Origin of the sequence: Paraburkholderia sp. RL17-373-BIF-A (assembly GCF_046030175.1) — a bacterium.
Lineage (GTDB): Bacteria > Pseudomonadota > Gammaproteobacteria > Burkholderiales > Burkholderiaceae > Paraburkholderia.
Genome location: NZ_JARESO010000024.1, coordinates 33,063 through 59,968, shown reverse-complemented (window position 1 = coordinate 59,968; position 26,906 = coordinate 33,063). Strand labels below are relative to the sequence as shown.

Below are 26,906 nucleotides of genomic sequence, written 5' to 3'. Positions count from 1 at the left end.
GAAATCCGGGAGGTTTCAGGCGTTATCAGTTCGTGCGGGCGCGGTTGCCCGCAGCCGGAATGCGTGCATTCGACGCATGGCCAATGCCGCCTTCCTGGAGCCAATAGCCAAGACCCATGAAAATCCCACCGCCGGCGAGATTGCCCAGGGTGACGGAGAGTTCGTTGTGTACGGCACCGGCGAATGTGATGTTGGCCGGGTGCTCGCTGATCAGCGCAAGCGCGAACACGAACATGTTCGCGACGCTGTGCTCGAAGCCGCTTGCAACGAACGCGAATACGGGCCAGAAGATCAACCCGAGCTTGGCCGCGTCACTATCGGTCCGGGCTGCCATCCAGATCGCCAGGCACACGAGCCAGTTGCACAGGAGGCCCTTTGCGAACAGCTGAACCGCCGGGGCGGCCATCTTCGCTTCAACCACCTTGAAGAACACCTCCGAACCGTCAGTCAACAGCACGCCCCCGCCGGCCGCGTGTAGAATCGCCGCGAGCACCACCGCGCCGATCAGATTGCCGATCCAGCACACCGCCCACACTAGTACCATGCCACCGACCCCGGTTTCTCCGCGGAATACCGCAAACGGCATGTACATCGCCGTGCCGGTGAACAGATCGGAACCGGCGAACACAACGATCGTCAGCGCGCAGGCGAATACTGCACCCATGATCAAGTGCGTATAGGCCTGATTGACATGCGAGCCGACCGAAAACATAAGGATGTCGCCAAAGCCAATGTAGGCACCAGCCATCGCCGCGCCAATCAGAAAGGCAAGCGGCGAGCGCACGACAGCCGACGCTTTGTGCGCGCCGATCTTCGCGAATTTATCGATACTATCTGCGTACATCACTACTCCACAAAAATAAGTCGCGTCCGGATCGAGTAGCTATCCGGAAGCTTCACGCTCACCGGGTACCCCATTCTCGGCCGCTCACTCTGGCGGCCCCATGACACTGCGATTACAAGTGTGTTATCTTCACGCTAGCCATGCGGTCACACGAGTACACCGGCGTGTCAGCACCGATGGTCCCGCCCCGAGCCCCGTACGAGCGGGACGCCACGCAGCACTTCAGCGAATCCGGGAGCACGCAAAGCGACAAACTTCTTACAGGCAGCGCCATGCACTGTCGCTTTAAGATGCAATCCAGATCGACTTGGTGGTATGTCCTACAACGTTCCGACGGCGAAGCGCGCAAGCGAAGCTGCGACACCCGCGCCATACTCCGGATCGGCCCTGGTGCAGTTGTCGTTGTGGCGCTGCCTCACTTCATCCCTGCATCGCCCATCGCCCGCGCCGTGTTGTCGAAGAGCGTCTGGCGCTGGGCCGCATTCATCTTGCGGAAGAGATCGCCTGGCTGCTTGTAGTGATCGTCATCGACCCGATGGTCCCAATGAGCCGCCGCGCCGTCAATTTCCAACGGCGGTTCGTTGAGTTGCGGCTGACCCGTCCAGACCGCATTGCTGTTAGGCCAATACGACGGCATGCCGCTGGACAGATCACGTTTCCCTCCGACATTGTGGCGTGGTTACGCTCGACTGCCACTCGCAGCCGACGATACGGCTCCATCTGCACGGGCGCCTTTATACTCGCGTCAACGGTCTGCTTGACGGACGTCATGTGACGATTCATTGGGCCGCCTCCGAGGCTTCGGCCGGAGCGCATCCATCGCTTACGATCGACGAAGACGCGCTGTACGGTGTCAGCCTGTAGGTGCCCCGGTGTGTGCGGTAATGCACACAGAGAACGAGAGAAAAAAACTCCCCGAAATGGGGAGCTTTGATCGGCTCGGGCCGATCCACCAGTGCAAGCGCGAAGTAACGCGAACCGCGGCGAACTATTGAGTGATTTTCACTTGGATCAAACCGACGCGGATACATCGTTCCGCTTCGCGAAGTTGAATCGCAGCAGGTTGCTGATATCGGTATCTGGGTGCACGCTGCGGCAGTTCGGTCGGCACGCGAGGCAGATACGCATACCACCGTAGAGCATTGCCTCCCGTAGATCGCACACTTAGATTAGATTCCCAAAGACGCGCTTTTACGCGATCGGCCTTGTGCAGCACTGCGCCTTCGAAGTTACCCCCGCGCACACATGACGCGCTGGAGATCCCGGGCGACGAAAGTCGAAGCCCGGGATCTTACGATTAGGACTCCATTACTTGAAGCAGACGAGCGTACCGCAGGAGAGCAGTCGCGCAATCTGGCGCACAAAGGTTTCTTCAAGAGAGTCGAGCCCTGAAAAAGTCAAGAATTTCGTCCCGCGCCTTTGTCGTCGGCTGCCCCTCTTGATCTATGAGATGTACAGTGACGACGTTGTGGGGTGTTTGCACTACCTTTTCAAAGAACTCGGGCACGTCTCTGTTGGCAGCGCTGTCGGGCAGCACTCGCCCGATAAATCGATCTCCAAGCGCTTCTTCATATGCAGCGAATCTCTGGGACTTACAAAAGCGATCGCCTTCGAAGCGATACGCCATAACTGTGAGATCTTCTTTTTCAAGTCGTGCCTTGACTACTTTCAGCTCTTCTGGAGCTATCTCCAGTCCGGCGTCGTCGTCAAGTGGCAGCGCGGGTTGCGAGAGCACTGGTGCGAGCATCGCCGGTTCGAGCATCATCGACAAAGCAAAGTTTCCCGAAAAGCACATTCCGATTGCGCCGACACCTGGACCACCGCATTCTTCGTGGGCAAGCTTGGCCAAAGCCCTCAACCACTTTGTAACTGGACTAGAACCGCCAGCACCGAATGCACGGAATTCCGCGCTCACGCATAGGCGCTTGAATATCGCCTGTCCGACTTCGAGGTCGATAGGTTCGCCATCCCTGCCGTATAGAGAGGGCATGTAGACCGTGAAGCCTGCATCTCGAACCCACCGGGCAAATCGCGCAACATGTGGGCTGATACCCGGAACTTCAGGGATCACGATCACTGCGGGGCCCTTGCCAGAAATATGGACAAGTTTGGTGATGTCGTCCAGTAGCGTGATTTTTCGCGGCTGGAAGTCCTTTAAAGGATCGTATTCGTTAAGATTTCTCGGTTGCATGGCTGATTCCTCTTGAGTGTGGGAACGACAAGGTAGGCGCACGACCCTCGTCGCATACCTCTCGTTTCCCGCTAGTAAGGGTTGTATTTGACTGCCAGAAACCGCAAACTAGCAGTGTCCGTTCAGACACTTATCAGGCGGTATCAGCCATGTTTGATTTCTCGGTCATAGTTCTGCGCGGAGCGTCCGCGTCAAGCGTCGCGATGACCCTTGATATCCTTTCGACCGCGGCGGCTTGCGCAAAGAAGGTTGGGTGTGCTGTACCGCAGTGGCGGATATATTCCACCCGGAAACTCGTCAGATTGAGCAATGGTGTGAGCGTGGGCGCAACGCCGCTGCCTAAGAAGTTAAGTCACGACGGTTCGGTGTGGATTATTCCCGGTTTGGACTTGCAGACAGTCGCGGAAGTCACGACTCGATTTGATGAACCGGATGCCAAGCGAACGATTAATGCATTGCAAGAGCACGTAAGAGCAGGTGGCGAGGTCGCGGCGTCGTGTTCGGCGGTTTTTTTATTACGTGCGGCAGGCTTACTCGATCACCGGCGGGTGACCACCACATGGTGGTTCGCTGGTCTGCTTCAACAAATGGCGCCAACGTGTACGGTCGACGGTGACAGGTTGCTGGTCGTAGATAAAAATATTGTAACGGGCGGGGCTGCATTTGCGCAGATCGACGTCATGCTTTATCTTTTGCGTACCAGATTTAATCCGACGCTCGCAGAAGCGGTATCCCGAAATCTGCTGATTGATGGTCGCGGGTCTCAGGCGCAATTTATTGTTCCGGCCGCATTGGCAAATGGCAATGAATTGGTTGGAAAGCTAGTATCGCTATATGAGGCGCGACTACGAAATCCCCCAAGCATCGAAAGGCTCGCGACTGAATTGTGCATGTCGAGTCGAACTCTCTCTCGACATGTAAAGGTTGCGACCGGTCGAAGTACTTCAGCGCTGCTTCAACATGTCCGCATTAGTAGAGCACGCATGTTGCTTGAAGCGGGCAATCTTACGATCGAACAGATTGCTGAAGAGATAGGGTACGGAGACACCACTGCACTCCGTCGTCTGATGCGTAAGTTGACCGGGTCGACACCACGTCAATTCCGACCCTCCGTATTGCCAAAATGATCGTCTCAAGAATAATTTTCTCATCAGATCGTCTCGCCCATTTGGGTGACAAATCGAGCGCGGTCTCCGCAACTCGAGCAAAGTTCGGCGACAGACTGCGTCTCGCTCGTGGACTAGGAGGAACATCGCCCACGTCGCGCTCGTGACTTCGTTGTCATGCCTGGTTCGATTGGGCCGACATGAACCTTCTGGTGTCCTTCGGCAGCTTTGCTTCCTGAACTCGGTAGGCACTCGTTGTCCATACAGCAAACCTATGAGAATGGATTGCGAAGCTTCGTTGCGACGTTGACCGCATTACTCCCAGACGCAGATTTGAAAGCGGCGGGTCGTCGGGCAACCGCATCTTTGCTCTCATGGTGGGCACCCTTCAGCTGGCGTGCGCTGTGCCAGACGCTGCCCGCGCGGAGGAAATCACGGAAGGCGGCGTCGAGGCAGCGGTCGTCCTTGCACGCGAGTCACAAGAATGAACTTTGCTTGGCGGCGGCCCGGCCTCCTCAGCTGAGCCAGTGCAATGTATGAGGTCCACGGAGACCTGCAGATTGACGACCGGCCACCGACCGGCGTGAAGCGCCGTTCCAGCATCCGCCCCGTGACACGATCGAATGCCAGAAACTGGCCGACACCAGAAGCTCGAGTCTCATCGGATACGATAGTGAACTCACCATCTTGCGTGGGGACAAGAGTTGCGTAACGGTTGCACGGGCTTAATTTTCCTCGAAAAATCCCTGCGTCGATTGGACGTGGGCATTCGATCAGTCGAGAAGCAACTGCCCTATGTGGTCGTGGTCTTCCAGACAGGCGGTCGCTCACGCCACCGCCCTGCCTAGCTCCCCATCACGCGGCGACAGCCAGCATCGACCGACGGCACCTGGCAGACGCACAAGCACATGCATACTGAGCGCGAGCCTCTTCGTCTTCGGCATCGTCGATTGCCAGCAGATAGTCGATGAAGAGCTCTTCGCCTGCGTCGACTGGCCGGAGCGCGTAGATGAAAATCCGCCCTTGATCCTCGACGGTCTCGCAGTTCGGCGCGCAGGCGTGATTCAGCCACCGCGCACTGTTACCGCCGCGACTGCCGTCGATGACCCGGCCATCCGACAGACCGAACAGGAAGGTGTGTCCCGTGACGCCTTCACGCCGGTGTCGACGTAACGCGTCCCGCCACGCTGTGATTTCGCCCTTATATTCGAGCACGCGCTCGCCCGCTGCGAGCGGACGCATCGCAAATACACCTTTGCCGTGAACCAGCGATCTCCGAACGATGACGCGTCGCATTCTATTGCCCTGACGGTGGTCTTTGCGCAAGTATGAAGCGGCCAATTTCCGCGTCTACTGATGGAAGAAAAATTTGTTGCCGCAACCGCCAGCTCCTGGCGCGCGGCACTCTATCCAGGGGCGTGGGCAGGGTTCGAGTCGCGACAGCGAAGGTTGATCGTCAGATTCCCCGCGATTCAGGCAAGATTCAGAATAGTTGGGCGCCAAGTTCGCGCAGGCTGGCCCACTTCACCGTACTCACGAATGTCCGGCCCGCCGTGTCGAGCGATTCGATCATCGCGCGCTGCCCACGCGCTTCCGCGATGACGCGCACGATGCGGGTCCGGTAGCGTAGCAACGCACCGATAGTCGGGCACGAGGTCTGCCGCCGTGTCCGGGAATGTTTCTTTTCCATGCGAGTATCGATATAGATAGGCAGCAAAAGCGAGGGGCCGAGATACAACGCACTAACCCGCAGCAAATGCGACAGGGCCAGCCGCCCTGAGTCCAGACCGGCAGCCTGAGCACGGTGTTCCGACGCGACTGTCGCCGTACAGGTCGCGGCGATCCGACCAGGAGGCCGTTCGCAGCCGCGTCCGATGGCTTGGCTGTGGTTTCAGGCGCCGTTCACCGCGTCCTTGAACGCCTTGCCCGCGGTGAACTTGACTGTCTTGGCGGCAGCGATCTGGATCTCGGCACCGGTCGCCGGATTGCGTCCGACCCGTGCGGCACGCGCACCGGTCGAAAGCGAACCAAAGCCGATCAGTTGCACCGTCTTTCCTTTCGTCAGCTCACCGGTAATGGTCGCGATCACCGCGTCGATCGCCTCACCGGTCGCGGCCTTGCTGTCTCCAGTCTTCGCGGCAACTGCATCCACCAGTTCCTGCTTGTTCATGGTTTTATCCCTGTTCTGGTTGTGAAGATGTCGCCCACCCTACCCGATCGCCGGGGCATTAGGCAATATCTGCCAGTCCCGGCTTCGCATCACCCGACTGGCCGCGCGTCGCCGGCCGCTTATCTGAGTCGTGTCCCGATGCCCGACGGTTAGTATCGGCTGGGCGAAATATCGTGCGTCGAGCGTAGTGGGAACGGGCGAACGGTCAACGACCGCAATGCCTGTACCTGCTGTACCGCCCAAGGTTCAAGCCGTCGCCCGGCGCGCTCCCAGGCGGCAAGGATCCGCGGCCAATTTGTTGAACGGCTCCATCTTTCATGATCGCCTTCGTGATGAACGAGTCGATTGTCAGCCGCACCGCTACCTGCTCGTCACCTTGCCGCTGCGACGGCCTCCGCTCCCCGCTTGTCACTGCTCATGCAACGTTGGCCCTCCCCTACCCGGCTGCCACCGTGCATCGACACACTTACGCTAGATCCCGCTGAATCCGCCCTGCCGATTAAGTCACGTCGTCCGCGCTGGCCATAAACGCCGGATACATGGCACGGCGTGAACGATTCTTGGGAGACCCGCGCAGTTTTGATAACTGCCAACTATCAGAACTGCATTTAATGGCTTAAATCCGTGGTTATCCGATCAGACCTCAAGCTCCGCGGTCCGAACGGCGCAAGCCGCAGCGGAACCCAGTCAGCCGAGCTCCGTGTGTTCCGCGTCTTCTGTTAGGCATACCGGGCGTGCCGCGTGACGTCCCGCCCCATCACACCGGTTCGGTCGCCAGTACGGATTCTTCGGCGCCAGAGATCGGCCGTGACCGCTATGCGCCGTCCAGTTTGATGGAGCGGGTGGTGCCGGAGGGAAGGAGTAAAAAAGCGCGTAAAAACCGCAGTGTCCGTGTCCGCAGACGCCGTTAAAGCACCAATAATTACGCATCCGTTGCGGCCCCTGCTCACCGGTCACGAATCGAATTGTCGAACAGATCAAAGGTTGTGCCATGCTGCTGTGCGGGTAGATTCCCGCTGCGGACCTGCGCAACCACTTCCCGCGGCAGCCAGGCGTCTTCCATCGCGTGGATGCCCTTCTCGATCAACTGCTTGAGAAAAAACGACTCGCTGCGCCCTGTGGTTTCCGCCAGCAGTCTCAATCGCTGTTCGATTGTCGGCTCGACGCGTAGCGCGATGACCTGTGACCCGTTCCCTGACTTCCTTCTCAACCTCTACTCCCGAATGGACTCATGCGTAGCCGACGGCGCATTCGCGCGCTGTTTTATCACAGTCGGACGGGTGACGCGGGGTAAAAAAGATCGCGATCGGGCGGGCCATTACGTCGACGGAGATAGGGTCGCCCACCCCATTTCGATCCCGGCGTCGGGCGGAGTAAGCGAGTTACGTCGGTGTGCCGGAGCGGATTCGCCCGCCCCTCTCTAACGTGCGCGCCGGCGATTTGTAAAGATACGTCTGCCGGAAACGCACCTCAAAACAGTGCTATTGAGATAATCCTTCTTATCACAATAGGTCCGTTTATGTCCTAAACTCACACTCATGAAAACGCGTCACACCCCGAGGCGCCGCACGCCCTCCTCCAGAAACATCGCACCCACATCGTCATTGCCCGACGCCGATGCGCTCGCCGCACTGCGCGGCTGGTACGCGGGCCTGTCCTCGCGCGACACGGTCGAACGCTACCTGCCGCACGCGCTACTTGTCCCTGGAGCAAGCGCGCGCGGTATTCTCGGCCGGATCCGCCAGCGACTCGCCGCCTTTGCGCATGAGCGTCACAGGCCCGACCTCGTCGCATTATTCAGCCACCCGGCCAGCGAACGTACCGAACGAAGCACCGCCGTGCTGCACGCGATCACCCTGCTGCCCGGTCTCGCCGATGCGCAACCGCAGATCACCGACGACATTGGTCAGTGGCTGCGTCCGCGGGCCGTGCGCGTACTGCGCGCCCACGGCATCGTGACGCTCGCCGATCTCACCGTGCGTGTGCCGCGTCGCCGTCAATGGTGGCATGCCGTCGAGGGGCTCGGTGCGGCCACCGCAAGGCAGATCGAAGCATTCTTCGCCGCCTATCCCAAACTCACGGAGCGGGCCCGTGCGCTGGTCGCCAGTCAGCGGACCGCCGTGTACGCGCGATATGTCGCGCCCCACAATGTCCTCGCACCGTGGGAGTCCATTCACGTTCCGCCCAGGGTCGACGGTACCGACGGCACGTTCCGTGCGCCGAGCAACGCCTGCACACTCGACGCAAACAACGATTACGAGGCGGTGCAGGCCTGGCTCTCGCTGCACGAGGCGCCGACCACGCAACGCGCCTACCGCAAGGAGGCCGAGCGGCTGATTCTCTGGGTAATCGTCGAACGTCACCGGGCGCTCTCGTCGCTGACTACTGAAGACGCGATCGCCTACCGTGCGTTTATCCTCGCGCCCTCGCCACGCAACCGCTGGGTCGGACCACCCCGCCCGCGTCACGCGCCTGACTGGCGCCCGTTTGCCCGTAGTCTCTCGGCGCGCTCGGCGGCCTACGCGCTGTCGGTGCTCGGCGCCCTGTTCCGCTGGCTGATCGAACAACGTTACGTGCTGGCCAATCCCTTTGCCGGCGTGAAGGTTCGTGGACGCACGCGGGTGGCACCCCTCGACACGTCGCGCGGCTTCACGGATGGTGAATGGCAGATTGTGCGCTCGCTCGCCGATGGACTCGAATGGTCGTATGGCTGGGAAGCCACCGCTGCGCAGCGCTTACGCTTCGTGCTTGATTTCGCGTACGCGACCGGGTTGCGCGCGGGCGAACTGGTCAGCGCAACGCTGGGCGACGTGCTGACCGATGCGAATGGCGATCACTGGCTGCGGCTGATTGGCAAAGGCAGCCGGCCGGGCAAGGTTGCGCTGCCGCCACTCGCGCGGCACGCGCTTGAACAGTCGCTGCTGCAACGCGGCCTGCCAGTGACGCCTGCGCGCTGGCAGCCGAAGGTTCCGCTGCTGGCCCGACTGGGCGACGAAACAGACAGTGCCAGCATTACCCCTGCGCGGCTGTGGTACGTGATGCGCAGGTTTTTTATGCAGGCGGCCGGACTGATGGAAGCCGACCACCCGCCGCTTGCAGAGAAGCTGCGGCGGGCCAGTCCACACTGGATGCGGCATACGCATGCGACGCACGCGCTCGCCCGCGGTGCGGAGCTGACGACCGTGCGCGACAACCTGCGTCATGCATCGATCGCCACGACCTCGATCTATCTGCAGGGCGACGAAGTGAAGCGGGCACGACAGCTCGATGCGGCTTTTGGACGGCGTACGTGAGGGATGTACCGCACCAGTTGGATCCGAACGGTGAGGATTTTCGGGAGCACATAATCGAGGCGACCTGCCCGGGGCGCGTGGTGAACGTCATACCGTCGTCGCCAGGGTATCAGAGCGTAACGGCAATGCGCGCAGTCCATGAATGCGCGGCCGCCCTAGCATGCTCATCGAACAGCGCGTCTGGAAAATGCCCCCGTCCCCATGCAAAGCATGCAGTTGATTGGCAAGGGTGACACGCCGTGAATTGACGGTTAGTTGCGTTATTGAAATAGGTTAACAACAACGTTGATCGTTAGCGCAGGTGTTGCATCAAGCGATCGTGATTAGCGCAGCCGCAGGTCACGGCCTACATATCGCACGAGTCACCGGCTAGTCGCGGAATGGATGTTCATCCAAACGGCGACCGATTTAGCGGGGTTAGCACGCTTCGGACCTACCCGCGACATTTGTCGAAGGTCAATGGTCCCTCATCGGCCGGAGCCGCCATTGGGACAGGCTGGGTTCTTCGTCGGCAATGTGGCGGATTGCTGACGTTGGCGGCCTAGATCAATCCAGCGGCAGCTTTCCTTATCGACGGACTCACACTCTCGACCCATTTCAGCCGTTCGTCCCGGTGTTACTTGAACGGCAGCTTCCAAGATACAACGGTCGTTGAAGTCGGCATCTGAAGCAGCGGCTGTCTCATGGCGACGACGTCAGCCGATACGCGCTTCTGCTCGCTGCCGGAAGCCTATACCGTTCGTGGACGTGTCGTCACCGGAACCCGAACTGAGGGCCGAACAACGCCTCGTCGTGCGCGGAGGCACAGGGAGCCTGGGACAGGCGGCCATCGACATCGGTGGGCAACTTGTTGCCGGTTGCGTCCACCCGTCGATCGAGCAGTGAGAGCTTGCTGCATTCGCCTGGCGCGGCACACATCGTGGCTACGACCGTCGGATCCACCGGATAGCGGCCCCCTGCTGGGGCAAAAAATCGAAAAACCCGGCCAAGTTCCACGTCAACTCACCCCCTCATGCGACATCCACCACGATTTTCCCACGTGCTGTGCCGTTCGTGAGGGCATCATAGGCAAGTTCGGCAGACCCTAGATCGAACCGGCGAGGGTCGAGATTCGACGTGAGCTTGCCGGCTTCCGCCAGTCGTGTGGCTTCGCGCAGCATCTCCGCGTGGTGCGCGCGATCTTGGCCTGTCAGGAGCGGATAAAGGGTGAACACCCCTGAATACGTTGCTTCACGAAACGACAGCGGAGCCAGTGAGTGCGTACCCCAACCCAACGCGCTGACCACATTGCCAAAATGCTTGACTGCGGCGAACGAAGCATCGAGCGTCGGGCCGCCGACAGTGTCTACCACCAGGTCAAAGCCGACGCCCTGCGTGATTGATTCGACGTACTGCTCGACAGACTGAGCCCGGTAATCGATCGGCGTAGCGCCTAGACGCATAACGAGATCATGGTCGCGGGAACTAGTCGTCGCATAGACCTGTGCGCCGAGTGCGCGTGCCAATTGTACCGAGACATGTCCGACCCCGCCTGCTCCTCCTTGTACCAGCACGGTTTGCCCCGCCTGCAAATGCGCGCGATCAACGATGCCGGAATACGACGTGATAAACGCGAGCGGCAGTGCCGCAGCTTCGCGCATTGAGAGATTGGCCGGTTTGATCGCGAGCAAGTCCGCATCGACTGCTGCGTACTCGGCCAGCGAGCCCTGAATTCCGCCAACGCCGCGTGTCATCCCGTACTCCTCGTCGCCCACCTTGAAAGCGGTGACGCCGGGCTCATTGGCATCAACAACACCGGCCATATCGATGCCTAACACCAGCGGCAGCGGATGGTTCGCATGCGCTGCGCTTCCGGCGCGTATTTTGGTGTCAAGCGGGTTAAGGCCGCTCGCGGCAATGCGCACCTGCACCTGGCCGTGCGGGCTCCGGCATCGATGTTTCCGTCAATTCGAGCGGACCGTTATAACGGCTGATGACGAGCGCCCGCATGGTCATGATGATCTCCTTTCCGATGGAAGAAACAAGCTGATACGTTGCGAATTTTCGAGGCGGCAAGGACCGGGATTTCGCGTCTTTATATCGCCGCATTACTTTTCCCCACGGATCGTGTATGAAAATTCAATGGCCCGCAGGCCGACGATTCGCTAGCGGCACGTATGAGCGTATCGGTCAGTCGAGTCTCGAAGGTTGCGAGGGACCAGGCGCTAACCGTCAACGGGAATTGTATAAGTCGGCGGACACGCTCGCTCTTTCTGTTTTCGCGTAGTCTACGAACGGTGATGGTTGCCGCCGGCTAGATCAGCTTGACGGGTCCGCCATCGATCCGAACGCGAAACAGCGAATACGGTTTCTCCCGCTGGTCGACGCCGTTGCGGAACTGCGCTTGCCGGTGGAGCTGATTCGCGGTGAAGTAGAGATAGCCGTCGCTAGCGACCGAAAGCGTGTCGGGCCAGAGGATTCTCGGATCGTGCGCGATCGTTTTCCACTCGCCGTCGGCACCACGCTGGCGAATGCCATTGCGTTCGTAGTCGCCTGCGTAAATCCGCCCCTGGTCGTCCGCTTCCAGACCGTCGGACGCGCCCTTTTCGCCGAGGTCGATGACCGCGCTCGCCACGTCCGCTTCGGATGATGTTTCATCGAGCAGCAGCGACGTCGGCACCGAGAAGAGATGACGGCTCGACAGCGGACAGTAAAACAGCGTCGCGCCATCGGCGGATATCGCGATGCCATCCGAAGCCACGCTGAAAGGCGAAGGTGCGTTTCCTTCGCTGCGAATGGCGAGCCGTTCGCCCTCGACCACGGGAACGAATGCGGGATCCGCCGAGGTCGAAGGATGGCCCGAGAGCTTGCGCCAGCTGTGACCGCTCGCGAGATCGACGACGATGATTCCGCCTGGTCCCGACACCGACGAGTCGGTGACGTATGCTACGCCGCCAGTGCCGCTGCGCAGGTCGAAGCGGACATCGTTGACGTAAGTGGTCGGCAAAACAACGCTGGCAGGCAGCACGATCGTCCTGACCACCCGGTCCGCGGTCAGATCGACGGCGACGAGCTTCGCACCACCATCCACGGGGCGCGAAAACGATGGCGCGGCCGTGTCGAGGATCCACAGACGGTTGGCCGCATCGACCACCACGCTTTGCACACTACAGAGCGTTTCGCCGGGCCGGTTAGGGTCGAAACGGTTGATCGCCGCGTCGGGATACGGCACCACCTTCCCTGCGCGCAATTCGCCGACGGTGAAAGGCACATCGTCGCCCCAACGCGGGAAATTCACGAAGATGCGGCCATCGTGCGAAACCGTCACGCCCGTCGGCATCGCATCGTAGAAGGCGAAGACCGGCTCGATTTCCCCGATCGTTCTTTCAGCGGCGAGCTTTGCCGCGCCTGCCGATGCGATGGTATGTGCTGGATTCGACATATCGTGCTCCTTGCTTGACCGATGGCGCGGACAGCGGGCTTTCGCCGCGCGCACCGCTTCTGCCGGGTTGGACCGCGACACTCTCCAGGCGATCACGGTTATCGCCTTACATGATGCGCCGCACTTGCGCCGCCGCGCAACGCTGCCGTTCTAGAAGCCCGTCAGAACCGTCTTGCCGATCGACCGGCCGCCCTCGACGCGCGCGTGAACGCGCAGCAGATTCTTCGCATTGATCGGACCCGCGTCCTCGGTCAGCGTCGTTCGCAGCACGCCCGAGTCGACGAGATCGGCGACGCGGTTCAGCAGGCGATGCTGTTCGATCATGTCCACCGTGTGGAACAGTGGCCGCGTGAACATCAGTTCCCAATGCACCGACACGCATTTGAGCTTGAGACTCACGATGTCGAGCGCCGCAGGGTCGTCGATCAGCGCGATTTTTCCCTGCGGCGCGATGATTTCGGCGATGCCCGGCAGATGCCGGTCGGTGGCCGTCAGGCTGGCAACGTATTGAACCTGCTCGATGCCGATGTCCTGCAACCCAGCTTTCAGCGGCTTGTGATGATCGATCACACGATGCGCGCCCATCTTCCGGCACCACGCGATGGTCTCGGGCCTCGACGCCGTCGCGATCACGGTCAAACCCGTCAGCGTGCTGGCGATCTGCGTCAGGATCGAGCCGACCCCGCCCGCACCGTTGATGATCAGGATCGCCGCGTTGCGCTTGCCGGCATGTTGCGTGACGGACAACCGGTCGAACAGCAACTCCCACGCGGTGATCGACGTGAGCGGAAGCGCCGCCGACTCACCGAACGACAACGTCGCCGGCTTGCGCCCGACGATCCGCTCGTCGACGAGATGGAATTCGCTGTTGGTGCCTGGCCTGTCGATGGCGCCGGCGTAGAACACATCGTCCCCTGGCTTGAAGAGCGTCACGTTCGGACCCACGGCCTCCACCACGCCCGCCGCGTCGAATCCCAATACCGCCATGCCACCAGTTGGAGGCGCGCGGGTCGCGCGCAGCTTGACGTCGGCGGGATTGACCGAGACGGCCCGCACTGCCACCCGCAGATCGCGCGGGCCGGGCTCGGGCGTGGGCAGATCGAAGTCGACCAGCGCGCCGGGTGCGCTGGTCGGACCCGCAACACGGTAACCAATCGCTTTCATGTGTCAGTCCTCCTCGTCATGACATCGGTATGCCCGGCGTCGGCTAGATCAGCGACGGCACCGCTGGATCGATATGCACCTCGAGGAGGTACGGGGCACCTGCCGCGAGGCCCCGGCGAAGCGCGGCTTCGAGGTCTAATGGACGGTCGATCCGCTCGCCTGCCACGCCGTATCCTTTGGCGAGCGACACGAAATCGAGGCCGGGCAGATCGAGCCCGGGCACCCCGGGCGTATCGAGCTGATTGGCGAACGCCTTCAGAATGTTGTAGGCACCATTGCGAGGGACGACGAACAGGATCGGCAGCGCATGCTGGACCGCGGTCCACAGCGCCTGGATCACGTAGTTGGCCGCGCCGTCGCCGACGATATCGATGATCTGCCGCTGGCCGCCGTTGTCGCGCTCCGCCAGCGCGACGCCGACCGCCGCCGCGAGGCCATAGCCCAGCACGCCGCTCGACATCGAGAAAAACGAACGCGGGGCGCCGGTCGGAATGCGCTGGCGAAGCAGCTTCATCGTGGACAGCGATTCCTGCACGATGATGCTGTCCGCTGGCCGCACTTCGTTGATCGCGTGATACAGATAATCCGCCGTGATCTGCTCGCCGATCTCCGGCAGCGGCAGCCTGGCGGCGGGAACGGGCGCCTCGCGTGCGGCCTTCGGCAGATGCTCGGTCAATACCGCGCAGGCGCGGCCGGGATCGGCCAGGAAACTGTCGCCGACGGGAGCGCGCGCGGCTTCGGAGGGATCGTCGGTGATGTGGAACAGCCGTGAACCCGACGGAATGAAATCGCCGGGAACGTACGGGTAATAGCGGAACACTGGCGCGCCGATCACAACGATCACGTCGTGCCCCGCGAGCTGTTTGCCGAGCGGTCCGATCGCGCTCGTCAGCACGCCCTGATAGGACGGATGCGTTTCGGGAAAGCCGGGACGGCCTTCGGCCGGCGCCGCCCAGACCTTGCAGCGCAGACGCTCGGCGAGCGCCACCGCATCGTCCCAGCCGCCGCTCTGATCGACTGCGCCGCCGATTACCAGCACCGGCGAGCGCGCCCGCGACAGCGCGTCGATGACGGGCGCGAGACTGGCGGGATCCGCGCCCAGCCTGCGGCTCACCGAACGGATGACTGGCACGGCCGGACACGCCTTGTCGACATCATCCATGGGAATCGAGAGAAACACCGGTCCGGCAGGCGGCTGCACCGCCATCGCATAAGCGCGCATCAACGCGCCCGGAACGTCTTCCGGACGGGCCGGCTCGTAGGCCCACTTGACGAACGGCTGGGCGATCGCCAGCGGCTGCGTGTTGGTCAGGTACGGTTCGAGCAGCAGCATCTCGCGGGTCTGCTGGCCGGCCGTGATAATCAGCGGTGCGCGGTTGTACCACGCGCTTTCGATATTGCCGAGCGCGTTGCCCATGCCCGCCGCCGTGTGCAGATTGACCAGTACCGCTTCGCCCGACGCCTGCGCGTAGGCGTCGGCCATCGCGACAGCCGGTGCTTCCTGCAAGGCCAGCACATAGCGGAAATCGGATGGAAAATTCTTGAGCAGCGTTTCTTCGGTCGAGCCGGGGTTGCCGAAAATCGTGGTCAGCTTCAGTTGACGCGCAACTTCGAAAAACGCCTGTTGTACGGTCGTCGTCATAGCGGTTCCTTGAGAAAGATGAGCCGTTCAACCGGCATTCGTGACGGAGGGCGGCGGCGAACCCGCGGGCGTCACGCTGACAAGCTTGCGATTCACAAACTCTCCGAAACCCAGCTCCGACAGTTCCCGCCCGTAGCCAGAGTTCTTGATGCCGCCGAACGGCAATTCGGGTGCGGTCCACGTTGGATGATTGACGAACACCATGCCGCTTTCGATCTGTGCCGCCACGCGCCGGCCGTGTTCGAGATCGGCTGTGAATACCGAGCCGCCCAGACCGAACGGCGTGGCATTGGCCAGTTCGATGGCTTGCGCCTCGCTCTCGACGACATAGAAAGACACGACCGGGCCGAACAGCTCCTGCCGGTAGATCGGATTGTGTTCATCGATGTCGGTGAGGATCGTCGCTTCGACATAGAAGCCCGGACGATCCGGCCGGCCGCCGCCCAACGCGACGCGCGCGCCATGCTGTTTTACGACGTCGATCTGATGCAGCAGCCCGCGCATCGCGTTTTCGGACGACACCGGTCCGAGCGTGGTTGCCGGATCGGCTGGATCGCCCAGCTTCAGCGCGCTCATGCGCGCGACGAGACCATCGAGAAACTGGCGCCCGCGCGCCTTGCCGATCACGATCACCCGCTTGGCCGCGACGCAACTCTGGCCGGTGTTGTTCATGCGCCCCCACAGCGCGTTGTCGAGCGTCGCTTCCAGCGGCGCGTCCTTGAGCACGATCAGCGGATCGCTGCCGCCCAGCTCCATCACCGACTTCTTCAACGCCCGGCCCGCGCGTTCCGCGACGGCCGCTCCCGCGCGCTCGCTGCCCGTCACCGTCGCGCCCCGCACACGCGGATCGTCGATCAGCCTCGCAACCTGATCGAAGTTCGCGAATACGTTCGTGTAGATGCCTTCCGGTGCATCGACGTCCTGAAACAGGCGCTCGAACGCCAGCGCCGACTGCGGCACATTGCCCGCGTGCTTGATGATGACGACGTTACCCACCATCAGTTGCGGACCTGCCACCCGCGCCAACTGGTAGTACGGAAAATTCCACGGCTCGACGCCAAGAATGATGCCGAGCGGGTGCGTCTCGATGCTGTTGCCCGGCACCCCGTCGATCTCGACAGGGCGCAGATAGTGCGCCGCGCGGTCGGCGTAGTAATCGAGGATCGCGGCGGACAGCTGGACCTCGGCGCGCGCCTCGGCGATCAGCTTGCCCATTTCGGCCGTCAGATATCCCGCGTACTCCTGCGCATTCGCACGCAACTTCGCAGCGGCCGAGCGGACGATTCGCGCGCGTTCGTCGACCGGCCGCCGACGCCACGTTTCGAAGCACGCTTGCGCGCGATCCACCACCTTGTCGAGTTCGGAATCCGTGATGTCGGGAAACGTTTTGACGAGTTCGCCCGTGGCGGGATTGATCGTTTGATAGGCCATGAATTTTCTCCTTTCAGACATTGGCAACGCTGACTGATGCGGTTGGCGAGCGGCTCGTCCGCCACGCACACGGCTAGACCGGCACTTCGTATTTCGAAACGTTTTTTTCGTTCCAGCTCATGCCGATTCCGGGACGATCGGGCGTCCATACCAGACCGTCGCGCGGTTCCAGCGGGTCGGCAAGTATCGGATTGGCCCAATCGACCCATTCCAGCCAATGAGCGGTGGGCGTCACCCTGAGCAGGTGCGCGGCGATCTCCGGATACAGATGATTCGACAACTGCACGCCCGCCGCGCCCGCAACGTGCGCGGTCTGCAGCCAGCCCGTGACGCCGCCGATCCGCATCAGATCGGCCATCGCGTAGTGGACAGCACCGGCGGACAGGAAGGTGAAGAAATCGCGCGAGCCGTAGAAGTTCTCGCCGATCTGCAATGGCGTCCGTACTTTCTGCGCAAGTTGCACGTAGCCGCGAACGTTGTCGTACGCGATCGGCTCTTCGATCCAGTAAAGACCCTGATCGTCGAGTTCGTGGCAACGGCGGATCGCATCGCCCAGTCCGAGCGCCTGATTGAAGTCCACCATCAGGTCGATTCCGGCGCCGACGCCTTCGCGCACGGCGCGAATCGCCGCCAGATCGTCCTTCAGATGCACATTCCCGAGCCGCAGCTTCATCGCCTGAAAGCCGCCGTCGGCCTGCAGTTGACGCGCCTCGTCGGCCAGCGTCGCGACGTCGTGCCGCCACAAGCCGTTGCTGTTATATGCGCGGTTCGGCCCCGGCGTTCCGCCGAGAAACACCGCTAAAGGAAGATTCGCCGCTTTGGCGAGCGCATCCCAGACCGCCATGTCGAGACCCGAAACGGCGATCGTCGAAACGCCGGTGACGCCGTCGACATTGAGCGCTTTCATCGCCGCGTCGAACAGATCGAAGGGCGCAAGCGGTCTGTTTCTGAACGTATCGCCGAGGTCACGCAACGCGGTGACGATGGCGGGCACCGACGCGGCACGATACGGCGCAATGTAGCTGTGTCCGGTGATACCGCCTTGCGTCTCGACATCCACGAGGATCATCGGCCAATGATCGAAGCGGCCGATTCCCGCAATCACCGGGCGGCGCAGCGGCACCACGACCGCACGCACTTTCACACTCTTCAGGGTCAGTGAACTATTCATCGTAGGTCCGGACATCCAGCGTGAACGGGAACAACATGTGTCGATCATGACGATCTCGCACGACAGATTCTTTCGCGAGCGCGCAGCACTTTAGATTTCGCACTGGCAACGCATGCATGCCGAACCCGCCAGCTTCACGATCCCGCGATCTGATGCGGCGGAGTCACGCCAGCAGGTCGATACGGCAAGAACGATACGGATGCGAAAGACGACGGCGGCGGACGATGCTTTTATTCCGCGGTGGGCGCCGCCAACCCGTGCTTCCGGAACCATGCCGCTCACGCCAACCCACCCGATCAATCGAGGAGTCCAGTCATGAGCGCTATCGCCGTTGTCATTCCCGAGGACAAGTTTCGCGACGAAGAACTCTTTGTTCCAATGGCGGCCTGGAAACACGCGGGAATCAGAACGAAACTGTTTTCGACCGTGCTGGATGAAGTGACCGGCGACTTTGGCGGCAAGGCGCAGCCCGAAGCGCTCCTGGAAGACCTCAATGCCAATGACTTTGATGCAATCGCAGTCATTGGCGGTAGCGGCACGGTGAGTCATCTATGGAAGAACGCTGGGCTGCAAACGATGCTTCGCGCGTTCGATGAGAAGCACAAGCTGGTGACGGCCATCTGTGCCGGGGCAGTGACTCTCGCTTATGCCGGCTTGCTGCAGGGCATACGCGCGACGACGTACCCCGCCGATATGATGATCACCGAGCTTGAAAAGCATGGCGCCACCTATGCATCCGATCACGCGATCACGGTGGGAAATATCGTGACCGGCGACGGCCCGATGGGTGCGCGCGAATACGCGGAGGCCGTGATTCAGGCGCTTTCGGCAAGGCACGACGTGCACCCGGCGTGAGCGCGGGAGCAGGCCCCAAAGCGGCGTGCGGCATTCGTGCCTGCACGCCGCTCATCGCATCACGCGCCGAACAGCAATCTTCTGCGCCAGTCTTTAGGCGTTGCACCCATACGTCGTTTAAAAACGGTGGCGAAATGCGCGTGAGAAGCAAAGCCACTGTTTAGCGCGACGTCCAGAATGTTCATGTCCGTTTTCTGCAGCAACTCCTGTGCATGCTGCAGACGCCTTTCCTGAAGATACCTGTGTGGCGTAAAGCCCGTTGCCTCGCGAAACTGCCTGGCGAAATGCATACGTGTCAAACCGACGCTCGATGCGATATCGGACAAACGGATCGGGTCGGCAAGATTGGCCTCGATGTAGTCCATCGCACGCTGAAGTCTCCAGCGCGGCACGGTGCAGTTTTCCTTGCTTGCGTGTAGCGGAAACAGCCGGGCCAGAATGGCCAGAGACAGGCTTTCAACGTACAAGCCGTTGACCGGTTCATGTTCGTCATGCGTGCTAGCAAGCAGCCGGCCCAGCTGCTCGAGCGTGCGGTCGTAGAAAATGCTATTGCCTGGAATCTGGTCGTCGCCAAGCTCCCCACCATCGAGTAATTCCGCGCAATAACGATTCAATACATGGTGCGCGACATAGAGGTGAATAACATCGCATGCCGATCTAAGCGTGACGGAAGCGGCTTCGCCCGGTCGGGAAACATGCGAAGCGCCGGGCGCGAGACGTCCGTCCACCACCAGACGTCCGGCATTGCGAAACTCGACCGACGTACTCGCGAGCTGAATCCCGATGATGAAGCGGTTCTGATCGTTGTGGCTGATCGTGCGTTCTGTGAAAACGCCGTTCTGCGTCCAACGGGACGCTTCGATGCGATCAGCGTCGGCGATCGGCAACGAAGCCGAAGCGCGCGGAACACGCCACGCTTCCTCCTTTGCTACCCACACCGGTTGCGATCGTCCCGCATCCGGCGGACGGCCGAAACCGCGCGCGATGTCGCCCACGGGCGGATGGTCGGGATTGGAAAGTGGATCCATGACGTTGACATCCATAGAAGATAGAAGGACCGCACGAGCCAGGCGCAACACGTGACATCGCCAATCGCTTTGCGCCGGGTCTGATGTCCGGCCGATCGCTCTCGCCGGGTCCCGCGTCGGATACGCCATTTGCGTAATCAAGCCTATCGCAGAAGCGGTATTGATGCTGTTGGAAGTTGTGAAAATATGCGGATTGTCGTGAAACGAGTGCGGCCGACATGCACGAGTCGGTCCACGCCGATTCGTGCCGCACATTCGATCGTGGTTCTCGTCGCGACAGCGTCGACACACCTTCTGACACACCTTCGCGGGAATCGTGCTCAATCGAAAGTTTTAGCGCGGGAGTAAAGATCATCCGCTGTCATCGGAATATGCTTTGCCCAAATCGCGTTGCAGACGCTGAGTTGTTCTCCCGCATTCTGCAAGGACTTGTGGATCCCACGGCGGCGTCGTTGCATTGAAGAACGCGTGATTCCGATCGCGCAACACTCGTGAAAACTGGAGGTAACACACCGTGCGCTGGCATTCCTTTTTCTCGCCATTCAATGCTTCTTCCGTCATGTCGTTAGCGGTGGTAGCGAGTCTGACCGCCCCGGCCGTTGCGCTTTCGGCGGCCGCGAAGCCGCAACAGGCGCGCGAGCAGACCATCGGAAGACTCGAAACCGTCGCGACGTTTTACGACGCGATGCCCACTGGCGTCACTGTCACGGCGAGTGGCCGGATTTTCATCAATTACCCGCGCTGGGGCGACAACGTCCCCTTTACTGTCGCCGAACTGCGGAACGGCAAAGCCGTCGCCTATCCCGACGCGACGGTCAATCGTGAAACCGGCGGAGACGCGGCCGGTCACTTCATAAGCGTGCAAAGCGTCGTCGCCGACAGTCAGGACAGGCTCTGGGTTCTTGATACCGCGAAGACCAATCAGATCGTGAGGACGATCGTCTTTCCGGCGAACGTCATGCGGCCGAGCACGTACGTGAACGACGTCAGATTCGATTTTCGCGTGGGCCCCGCCGGCGTCGCGTATGTCACGGACTCGTCATTGAGCGGCATCGGCGGCATCATCATCGTCGATCTCGATACGGGTACCGCGATCCGGCGTCTGACCGGCGACCCGTCGACATCGGCTGATCCCTCGTTCGTGCCGGTCGTCGAAGGTGAAACGCTGATGGGACGCAACGCCGACGGCACCACTTCCGCGTTCGCTGTCGCGTCCGATGGAATCGCGTTGTCGCCGGACGGCAAGACGCTGTACTTCTGCCCGCTGTCGAGCCGTCATCTTTATTCGGTGCCGACGGACACGCTGCGGGATCCCGCACTCAGCGATCACGATGTCGCTTCGAGCGTCAAGGATCTGGGAGAGAAGGGCGCATCCGATGGTCTCGAGGCGGACGCCGACGGCGCCGTCTATGCGGGGGACTACGAACGCGATTCGATACGCAAACTCGTTCCCGGCGGCCAATGGCGGACGATTGCGCACGACCCCCGCACCCTGTGGCCCGACACGATGTCGATCGGTCCGGACGGCTATCTGTATTTCACCGCTAACCAGTTGCATCGCCAACCGGGTTTCCACGGCGGCAAAGATATGCGCAAGAGGCCGTATGCCCTGTTCCGCATCCGTATTGATGCAAGGCCAGCGCCGACACGCTGAGTTCGCCCGCATCGCCGATCTCTTTCGAGTCCAGCGGTTGCGCAATGCTGCCGCTTCACGCGAGCCGCCAAAAGAATCTGTCAGCGGCTCGCGACTTCCCGAATCGATTCCCACGCCAACAAATAGTACGACGAATCCTGTTCCGGGTTGCCGCCGGGGCCGTCGCGCTGACGGTCACGAACGACCGGAGCATGACTTACAATTGGCAACGTCAGCGCGAAATCGACGGTCTTCTCACACGCGCAAGCTCAACCACGCATCGCCGCGTTCGATGCGAGTCCCGTTTTGGGAGAACACAATGCCTCTGGACGACGAGAGTACGGATCGAAAACCGACTGCGGAAATCGCCCGTGGCTGGCCCGATCGCGCCTGGCGTGGACGCGTCGATGTCGACCAGTCCATCTACAGCAAAGATCTGAAGAAATCGGCGCTGCATGTCATTCGTCACGCACGACATACACCCGGCGCCGGCTGGTCGAATCCCAGTCAGGTGGCTAACGGCTTCATCGTCACCAGTTGCCTGCGTCCTACTTTTCTTGAAGAAGTTCAGGCCGACGGTAAGACCGTTGCAACATCGGTTTCGGTGCCGGAGACGGGACTGCTGATTTACTCGCAGAAGTCATCGTATGCGGTACATATCCCCGAGTCGTTCGACGCGGTGAGCTTTCGGGTATCTCAGGCGGCGCTGGACGCGAAAGCGCGCGACCTAGGCCATTCGAGTGCGCCCGAACTGTGCGAAACGTTTCTGTCTGAGCCCGACGATGTCCTGTTCCATCTCTCCAAAGCGCTATTGCCCGCACTGGAACATCCATCGGGCACAAGCATGCTTTTTGCGGATCACATTTTCGATGCCGTGGTCACCCACCTCGTCCAGCAGACCAGCGGCCTTAAACCGCGACTTCCGCGAACGGGTGGACTCGCGCCGTGGCAGGAACGACGTGCAATGGATCTGCTTAGATCGGATTTTCGCCACGACATATCGCTTGCAGAAGTGGCCGCCGTCCTGGGACTTTCGACTGGACATTTTGCGCGGGCGTTCCGCACGTCGGTGGGTTTGGCGCCGCATCAGTGGCGGCTGAAGCAGCGCATCCAGTACGCGATGACCCTGCTGGAAAAGCAGCCGGCGCTCGAAATCAGCGAGATTGCCATGGCCTGCGGCTTTGCCAACCAGAGCCATTTCACACGCCTGTTCAGTCGATTGGCCGGCGCAACTCCCGCCGTCTGGCGCCGGCAACGTCGATGACTCAAGCGGCATTTTCGTATGCATCAGTTTCGTTCCAAACGCGTTATTTTCGTGCAATATCGCGCCCGCGAAAGCAGGTAAAAATGACTCTGTGCTGAAGCGCATCAAAACGGCTCATGCCAGTCACGAGGCGCGTCATCTGTCCTCTTCGGGCGAAGATCGCTCGGCATCCGGGACGCTTCGGCTAACGAGAGTTGCGCGTTCCACGCAAAGAGAAATTGCGCTTGCCGTCCGGTAGTGTCGCTTGGGCTTCATCGGGCGATAGCGTCACGACGCTATCTGTGGGCCCTCATCCCGGCGAAAAGATCACTATGGCGATCCTTGATGCGTCATTCGCTGCAGCAACCGTGCCGACGTCGGCCTATCGCCATACACAGCGCCTGAGCGTTCGACTATGGGCCGTTCCAGTCGCTAAACGCTGAGTGCACAAATCAATGCGAGAGAATGGAACATCGAAGTACGCTGTTGCACTTGAAGGCGAGGCCCGTTTCGGTCCTTTTCGCCTCATCCCCTCGCGTCACCTGCTCCTTTGTGACGGAAAGCCCATACGCATCGGCGAGCCGGCACGCAACGTTCTTACCGCGCTGGTCGAAAGAGCCGGTGAAGTCGTCGAGCGCGACGACCTGATCGCCCGCGCGTGGCGCACGCCTCATCTCGAAGAGTCGAATCTGCGTTCGGCTATCGCTGCGATACGTCGTATGTTTAACGAAGCGGGATGCTCGCGTTCTTATGTCGACACCGTTGCACGTCGCGGCTATCGCTTTGTGGAACCCGTGAGCTTCAGCGATGCTGCCGTTGCGCGGCAAGACGTGCCTGCCCCGCTTGCGAAGGTCGTGGGTCGCGACGCGTTCGTCGAGAATCTCGTCGACGACATCCGCCGGCGGCGGCTCGTTACGGTCGTCGGACCGGGAGGGATCGGCAAGACCGTTGTCGCCTTGTGTGCGGCGCGTCTCGCATTGCCTGCCGGGTATATCAACTCGGTAACAATCGTTGGACTGGACACCGTCGTGGACGCCGGATGTCTGATGAGCGTGGTTCGGGCTGGATTCGGTTTAGCCGCCAGCAACGATGACGCCATCGGCGATATCAAGTCGTTCCTCGGCAATCGGCGGGTGCTCATCGTTCTGGACGGCTGCGAAAGACTTGTCGGCCCCTTGGCGCACCTCGTCGAGAAAATCCTGATGTCCGCACCCAACGCGGTCATTCTGGCAACCAGCCGGGAACCGCTGCGCGCCGAGAGCGAACTGATCCGCCGGCTGGAGTCGCTGCCCGTTCCTTCGCTCGCGTCGACGCCGGACGCATCCGACGCACTCGACTGCGCGGCAGTCGAATTGTTTCTCGATCGCGCCACTTTGAGTTGTCCGAACTTCGAATTGACCGATGAGATAACCGCGTTCGTTATCGATATCTGCAGACGTCTGGATGGCGTTCCGCTGGCAATCGTGATGGCCGCGGCGCACATGGACGCGTTCGATCTGCCGGTACTCGCCGACCTGATGAGTGGGCAGTTCCGGCTTCGGATGTCAGGCCAGATGACGGCCCTGCATCGGCACCGTACGCTGTCCGACGTGCTGGACTGGAGCTTCGAAACACTTTCCGCGAAGGAACAGATGGCGCTTCGGCGTCTGTCGGTTTTCGATGGCGCTTTTTGCATCGCCGCTGCCCAGCAGATTGTCGGCGACGCTGGGCTTTCACCCGACGACGTCAGCGGCCTGCTCGCGAATCTGACGGCGAAGTCGTTGGTCGTCACGCTGCGATCCGGCGCACCCAGCCGGCATCAACTGATGGAAACGACGCGAGCTTATGCAAGTGAGAAGCTCAAAGCGAGCGGCGAATCCGAACTTTTTACGAATCGACATGCGTCGTACTACCGCGCAATGTCAGAGAGCAGCCGCACCGCCCTGACCGAGATCCCCTGTGATGCAGGGGGGCGTAACGGGCATGGATCCGACCTGGCGCGACAGCTCGTTCGGTTTGCCGAGGGCTGAAACGGGCCGGTAGCACGGCGAAGCAGTCGTCCGAATGACGCTTTTCTCGCTGCAGCGAACGACTCTTGTTGGCCGAACTGAGCCCGACGACGACCAGCTCTGTTCGACCCAATAGCGACCTCCGCCGCCTGGCGTGCGTCGCCGCAAAGCGGTCGCTCCGAGGCCTTGGCAAGACATGCTGTTCGCGGCGCTTTGGTCAAAGTGGATCGGACCTGGTAGAACTACTGTCATTCGCAGTGGTACGGACGAAACGCTCCCGGAGGAAGCCGCGGCCGGCCATAATCGTTGCATCGTGCCCATCAAGCCTGAGTACGTCGACGCCTGGTTGAATCGGGGACGCCCTGGACGCGATCCTCGAGGACCGCTCGTGGCCCTTCTACGAGCATCGCATGGCGGCATATGCTGCCTGCAATGCGCAGACCAACGGAACCATGTTGAAAGCTCGCGCTTCACGTCTACGAGCCGTACTTGGCACGCTTGCCGCGTCCGCTGCGGCGTTCACCGTAATCCTCTTGAGCCTCCAAGAGAGACGGCGGGTGGGCCGTCAGATTGCAACATCGCCTTGCGGGGACGCATCGCATGCGGCAGCGAGTCGCCCTAGGAGTAGACCGCTAAAACCACGCGTGGCTGTGTCACGGCCGGTGCGGAAGTCTCTGCGCCGCCGGGCGCTACGTGTCCCAAAAGCGCTACCCCCGTCGCGGGGCAGCCTTAGAGCTGTGCGGCCGCGAATGCTATTTGCCTTGCTAACGGCTATGGCAGCCCTATTAATTGTGGCTGTGGCAACTGGCGCGCTGAAACTATCTTCGGAACAGGAGGCGCTTGAGGTAATCGTCTCTGGCCAGTGGGGAGACGAATTGGGTGACGACGAGGTCGCTCGATGCGTGGTTCGAAAAGTCTTTCTCCGCGAGCTCTACATCGATGTGCACCTTGGCACATCCATCCCCGCTGGATTGAAGAGCTGGCGCGACCTCCTGCCAATGTCTCCGCGAGAGGTCAGGCTCCAAGAACGGCCGACGGATATGAAACCCATGGCCTTGACCTTTAGGTTCTGGCGCGACGCGCAATTCACCCAGCCTGTGCAAAGTGAGGACTTCGAATCGTGCATTCCGCAGATCGATTCTTTGAATAAATTGACCCTGCCGCTGAAAGTCCGGTCGACACGTCAGCTGGCATTGTTGTCTGGAGGAGGCCGGACCCCGTTCGGCGAAACAACATGGGGGAATACTTTGTTCGCGCGCCAATCGTTTTCAACGGTCGGACGGCATATGCATCCATTTACGCGTGGCCGAAACGCATGCTCAGTGGGGTCAAGGGTATCGCGCAACTAGAGTGGCGTCAGGCGTTGTGGATTGAAGGGCCCCTGGCTGTCGGTCCGTTACCGTGGCCTCCACGGCCTGCGCCCATCCAGGCCAAAACGACGGTCGAATTCGATGCCTCGTTCGACGATATACGGGCCTCTCCCACCGGCTTGGTGAAGCCGGAAGCCACCGTTCGTCGATTCCACGATACGAACTCCGTAACTGCGGAGCCGGACCCCGGTACTATCTATCCGGGCCAAGGTATCCCCCACGCAGAGCTGGTCGTACGTGCTACTAGTTCCCAGCTCAAAGATCTCCTGGACCTTGTCGTGTTTGGGATGTCGGCGTTGTTCGGCGCGGCCGCTGCAGCGCTTTTCGAGATGCTCTCTGGCACTCTTGCGCGATGG

At 61.0% G+C, this 26,906-nt stretch carries 19 protein-coding genes and 2 pseudogenes; 7 read left to right on the top strand and 14 right to left on the bottom strand.

The features are described from left to right. Positions 1–25 precede the first annotated feature (25 nt). A complete protein-coding gene (locus P0D80_RS27090) occupies positions 26–844 on the bottom strand; it encodes a formate/nitrite transporter family protein (protein ID WP_408181623.1) in 819 nt (272 codons plus the stop codon). A 415-nt stretch (positions 845–1,259) separates the two neighbouring features. Then, the gene (locus P0D80_RS27085) at positions 1,260–1,415 is read right to left on the bottom strand and encodes a catalase-related domain-containing protein (RefSeq protein ID WP_408181624.1); all 156 of its coding nucleotides are present in this window, start codon (positions 1,413–1,415) and stop codon (positions 1,260–1,262) included. Between the two features lie 69 nt (positions 1,416–1,484). Between P0D80_RS27085 and P0D80_RS27080 the strand changes: the two are divergent. Then, positions 1,485–1,693 (top strand): annotated as a pseudogene (locus tag P0D80_RS27080) (DJ-1/PfpI family protein); the annotation flags it as partial. 523 nt (positions 1,694–2,216) lie between these two features. Here the strand turns inward: P0D80_RS27080 and P0D80_RS27075 are convergent. Next, positions 2,217–3,035 carry a dienelactone hydrolase family protein gene (locus tag P0D80_RS27075; RefSeq protein ID WP_408287917.1) on the bottom strand — a complete coding sequence of 273 codons (819 nt, stop codon included), beginning with the start codon at positions 3,033–3,035 and terminating at the stop codon, positions 2,217–2,219. 149 nt (positions 3,036–3,184) lie between these two features. Between P0D80_RS27075 and P0D80_RS27070 the strand changes: the two genes are divergently transcribed. Next, a complete protein-coding gene (locus tag P0D80_RS27070) occupies positions 3,185–4,162 on the top strand; it encodes a GlxA family transcriptional regulator (protein WP_408287914.1) in 978 nt (325 codons plus the stop codon). 834 nt (positions 4,163–4,996) lie between these two features. On the opposite strand, the gene P0D80_RS27065 is transcribed toward P0D80_RS27070, so the two are convergent. The 4 genes from P0D80_RS27065 to P0D80_RS27050 form a co-directional block, all read right to left on the bottom strand. Then, on the bottom strand, positions 4,997–5,437 hold the full coding sequence (locus P0D80_RS27065) for an SET domain-containing protein (protein ID WP_408181628.1): 441 nt from the start codon (positions 5,435–5,437) through the stop codon (positions 4,997–4,999). A 187-nt stretch (positions 5,438–5,624) separates the two neighbouring features. After that, entirely contained in the window at positions 5,625–5,831 is a 207-nt protein-coding gene (locus tag P0D80_RS27060) for a hypothetical protein (protein WP_408181629.1), read from the bottom strand. A gap of 201 nt (positions 5,832–6,032) precedes the next feature. After that, entirely contained in the window at positions 6,033–6,311 is a 279-nt protein-coding gene (locus P0D80_RS27055) for an HU family DNA-binding protein (protein ID WP_408287909.1), read from the bottom strand. Between the two features lie 946 nt (positions 6,312–7,257). Then, positions 7,258–7,452, bottom strand: coding sequence for a YlcI/YnfO family protein (locus P0D80_RS27050; protein ID WP_408181632.1), 195 nt, complete (start codon positions 7,450–7,452; stop codon positions 7,258–7,260). 397 nt (positions 7,453–7,849) lie between these two features. Between P0D80_RS27050 and P0D80_RS27045 the strand changes: the two genes are divergently transcribed. After that, complete coding sequence (locus tag P0D80_RS27045; RefSeq protein WP_408287905.1) at positions 7,850–9,604, top strand: site-specific integrase; 1,755 nt, start codon at positions 7,850–7,852, stop codon at positions 9,602–9,604. A gap of 1,010 nt (positions 9,605–10,614) precedes the next feature. On the opposite strand, the pseudogene P0D80_RS27040 reads toward P0D80_RS27045, so the two are convergent. The 6 genes and pseudogenes from P0D80_RS27040 to P0D80_RS27015 form a co-directional block, all read right to left on the bottom strand. Beyond that, positions 10,615–11,599, bottom strand: a pseudogene (locus tag P0D80_RS27040) (zinc-dependent alcohol dehydrogenase family protein). A gap of 298 nt (positions 11,600–11,897) precedes the next feature. Continuing rightward, on the bottom strand, positions 11,898–13,025 hold the full coding sequence (locus P0D80_RS27035) for an L-dopachrome tautomerase-related protein (protein WP_408287902.1): 1,128 nt from the start codon (positions 13,023–13,025) through the stop codon (positions 11,898–11,900). 150 nt (positions 13,026–13,175) lie between these two features. Further along, positions 13,176–14,189 carry a zinc-binding alcohol dehydrogenase family protein gene (locus tag P0D80_RS27030; RefSeq protein ID WP_408287900.1) on the bottom strand — a complete coding sequence of 338 codons (1,014 nt, stop codon included), beginning with the start codon at positions 14,187–14,189 and terminating at the stop codon, positions 13,176–13,178. Positions 14,190–14,232: 43 nt separating this feature from the next. After that, entirely contained in the window at positions 14,233–15,831 is a 1,599-nt protein-coding gene (gene mdlC, locus P0D80_RS27025; protein WP_408287897.1) for a benzoylformate decarboxylase, read from the bottom strand. 27 nt (positions 15,832–15,858) lie between these two features. Continuing rightward, on the bottom strand, positions 15,859–17,262 hold the full coding sequence (locus P0D80_RS27020) for an NAD-dependent succinate-semialdehyde dehydrogenase (RefSeq protein WP_408287895.1): 1,404 nt from the start codon (positions 17,260–17,262) through the stop codon (positions 15,859–15,861). Between the two features lie 73 nt (positions 17,263–17,335). Beyond that, complete coding sequence (locus tag P0D80_RS27015; RefSeq protein ID WP_408287893.1) at positions 17,336–18,433, bottom strand: enolase C-terminal domain-like protein; 1,098 nt, start codon at positions 18,431–18,433, stop codon at positions 17,336–17,338. A 315-nt stretch (positions 18,434–18,748) separates the two neighbouring features. On the opposite strand from P0D80_RS27015, the gene P0D80_RS27010 reads away from it, so the two are divergent. Next, positions 18,749–19,288, top strand: a complete 540-nt coding sequence (locus P0D80_RS27010; protein WP_408287891.1) for a DJ-1/PfpI family protein — start codon at positions 18,749–18,751, stop codon at positions 19,286–19,288. Between the two features lie 59 nt (positions 19,289–19,347). Here P0D80_RS27010 and P0D80_RS27005 read toward each other — a convergent pair whose 3' ends face one another. Beyond that, complete coding sequence (locus tag P0D80_RS27005; protein WP_408287888.1) at positions 19,348–20,316, bottom strand: AraC family transcriptional regulator; 969 nt, start codon at positions 20,314–20,316, stop codon at positions 19,348–19,350. A gap of 559 nt (positions 20,317–20,875) precedes the next feature. Here P0D80_RS27005 and P0D80_RS27000 point away from each other — a divergent pair. From P0D80_RS27000 to P0D80_RS26990, 3 genes are all read left to right on the top strand, one after another. Beyond that, the gene (locus P0D80_RS27000) at positions 20,876–21,970 is read left to right on the top strand and encodes an L-dopachrome tautomerase-related protein (RefSeq protein WP_408288040.1); all 1,095 of its coding nucleotides are present in this window, start codon (positions 20,876–20,878) and stop codon (positions 21,968–21,970) included. A 298-nt stretch (positions 21,971–22,268) separates the two neighbouring features. Further along, positions 22,269–23,213 carry an AraC family transcriptional regulator gene (locus P0D80_RS26995; RefSeq protein ID WP_408287886.1) on the top strand — a complete coding sequence of 315 codons (945 nt, stop codon included), beginning with the start codon at positions 22,269–22,271 and terminating at the stop codon, positions 23,211–23,213. 434 nt (positions 23,214–23,647) lie between these two features. Beyond that, on the top strand, positions 23,648–25,201 hold the full coding sequence (locus P0D80_RS26990; RefSeq protein WP_408287884.1) for an ATP-binding protein: 1,554 nt from the start codon (positions 23,648–23,650) through the stop codon (positions 25,199–25,201). The last annotated feature ends 1,705 nt before the right edge of the window (positions 25,202–26,906 follow it).

Excerpts from the sequence above, each read along its gene's own strand:
- P0D80_RS27090 (WP_408181623.1), bottom strand. The coding sequence starts at position 844 with ATGTACGCAGATAGTATCGATAAATTCGCGAAGATCGGCGCGCACAAA.
- P0D80_RS27075 (WP_408287917.1), bottom strand. The coding sequence starts at position 3,035 with ATGCAACCGAGAAATCTTAACGAATACGATCCTTTAAAGGACTTCCAG.
- P0D80_RS27070 (WP_408287914.1), top strand. The coding sequence starts at position 3,185 with ATGTTTGATTTCTCGGTCATAGTTCTGCGCGGAGCGTCCGCGTCAAGC.
- P0D80_RS27065 (WP_408181628.1), bottom strand. The coding sequence starts at position 5,437 with ATGCGACGCGTCATCGTTCGGAGATCGCTGGTTCACGGCAAAGGTGTA.
- P0D80_RS27060 (WP_408181629.1), bottom strand. The coding sequence starts at position 5,831 with ATGGAAAAGAAACATTCCCGGACACGGCGGCAGACCTCGTGCCCGACT.
- P0D80_RS27055 (WP_408287909.1), bottom strand. The coding sequence starts at position 6,311 with ATGAACAAGCAGGAACTGGTGGATGCAGTTGCCGCGAAGACTGGAGAC.
- P0D80_RS27045 (WP_408287905.1), top strand. The coding sequence starts at position 7,850 with ATGAAAACGCGTCACACCCCGAGGCGCCGCACGCCCTCCTCCAGAAAC.
- P0D80_RS27035 (WP_408287902.1), bottom strand. The coding sequence starts at position 13,025 with ATGTCGAATCCAGCACATACCATCGCATCGGCAGGCGCGGCAAAGCTC.
- P0D80_RS27030 (WP_408287900.1), bottom strand. The coding sequence starts at position 14,189 with ATGAAAGCGATTGGTTACCGTGTTGCGGGTCCGACCAGCGCACCCGGC.
- mdlC (WP_408287897.1), bottom strand. The coding sequence starts at position 15,831 with ATGACGACGACCGTACAACAGGCGTTTTTCGAAGTTGCGCGTCAACTG.
- P0D80_RS27020 (WP_408287895.1), bottom strand. The coding sequence starts at position 17,262 with ATGGCCTATCAAACGATCAATCCCGCCACGGGCGAACTCGTCAAAACG.
- P0D80_RS27015 (WP_408287893.1), bottom strand. The coding sequence starts at position 18,433 with ATGAATAGTTCACTGACCCTGAAGAGTGTGAAAGTGCGTGCGGTCGTG.
- P0D80_RS27010 (WP_408287891.1), top strand. The coding sequence starts at position 18,749 with ATGAGCGCTATCGCCGTTGTCATTCCCGAGGACAAGTTTCGCGACGAA.
- P0D80_RS27005 (WP_408287888.1), bottom strand. The coding sequence starts at position 20,316 with ATGGATCCACTTTCCAATCCCGACCATCCGCCCGTGGGCGACATCGCG.
- P0D80_RS27000 (WP_408288040.1), top strand. The coding sequence starts at position 20,876 with ATGTCGTTAGCGGTGGTAGCGAGTCTGACCGCCCCGGCCGTTGCGCTT.
- P0D80_RS26995 (WP_408287886.1), top strand. The coding sequence starts at position 22,269 with ATGCCTCTGGACGACGAGAGTACGGATCGAAAACCGACTGCGGAAATC.
- P0D80_RS26990 (WP_408287884.1), top strand. The coding sequence starts at position 23,648 with ATGCGAGAGAATGGAACATCGAAGTACGCTGTTGCACTTGAAGGCGAG.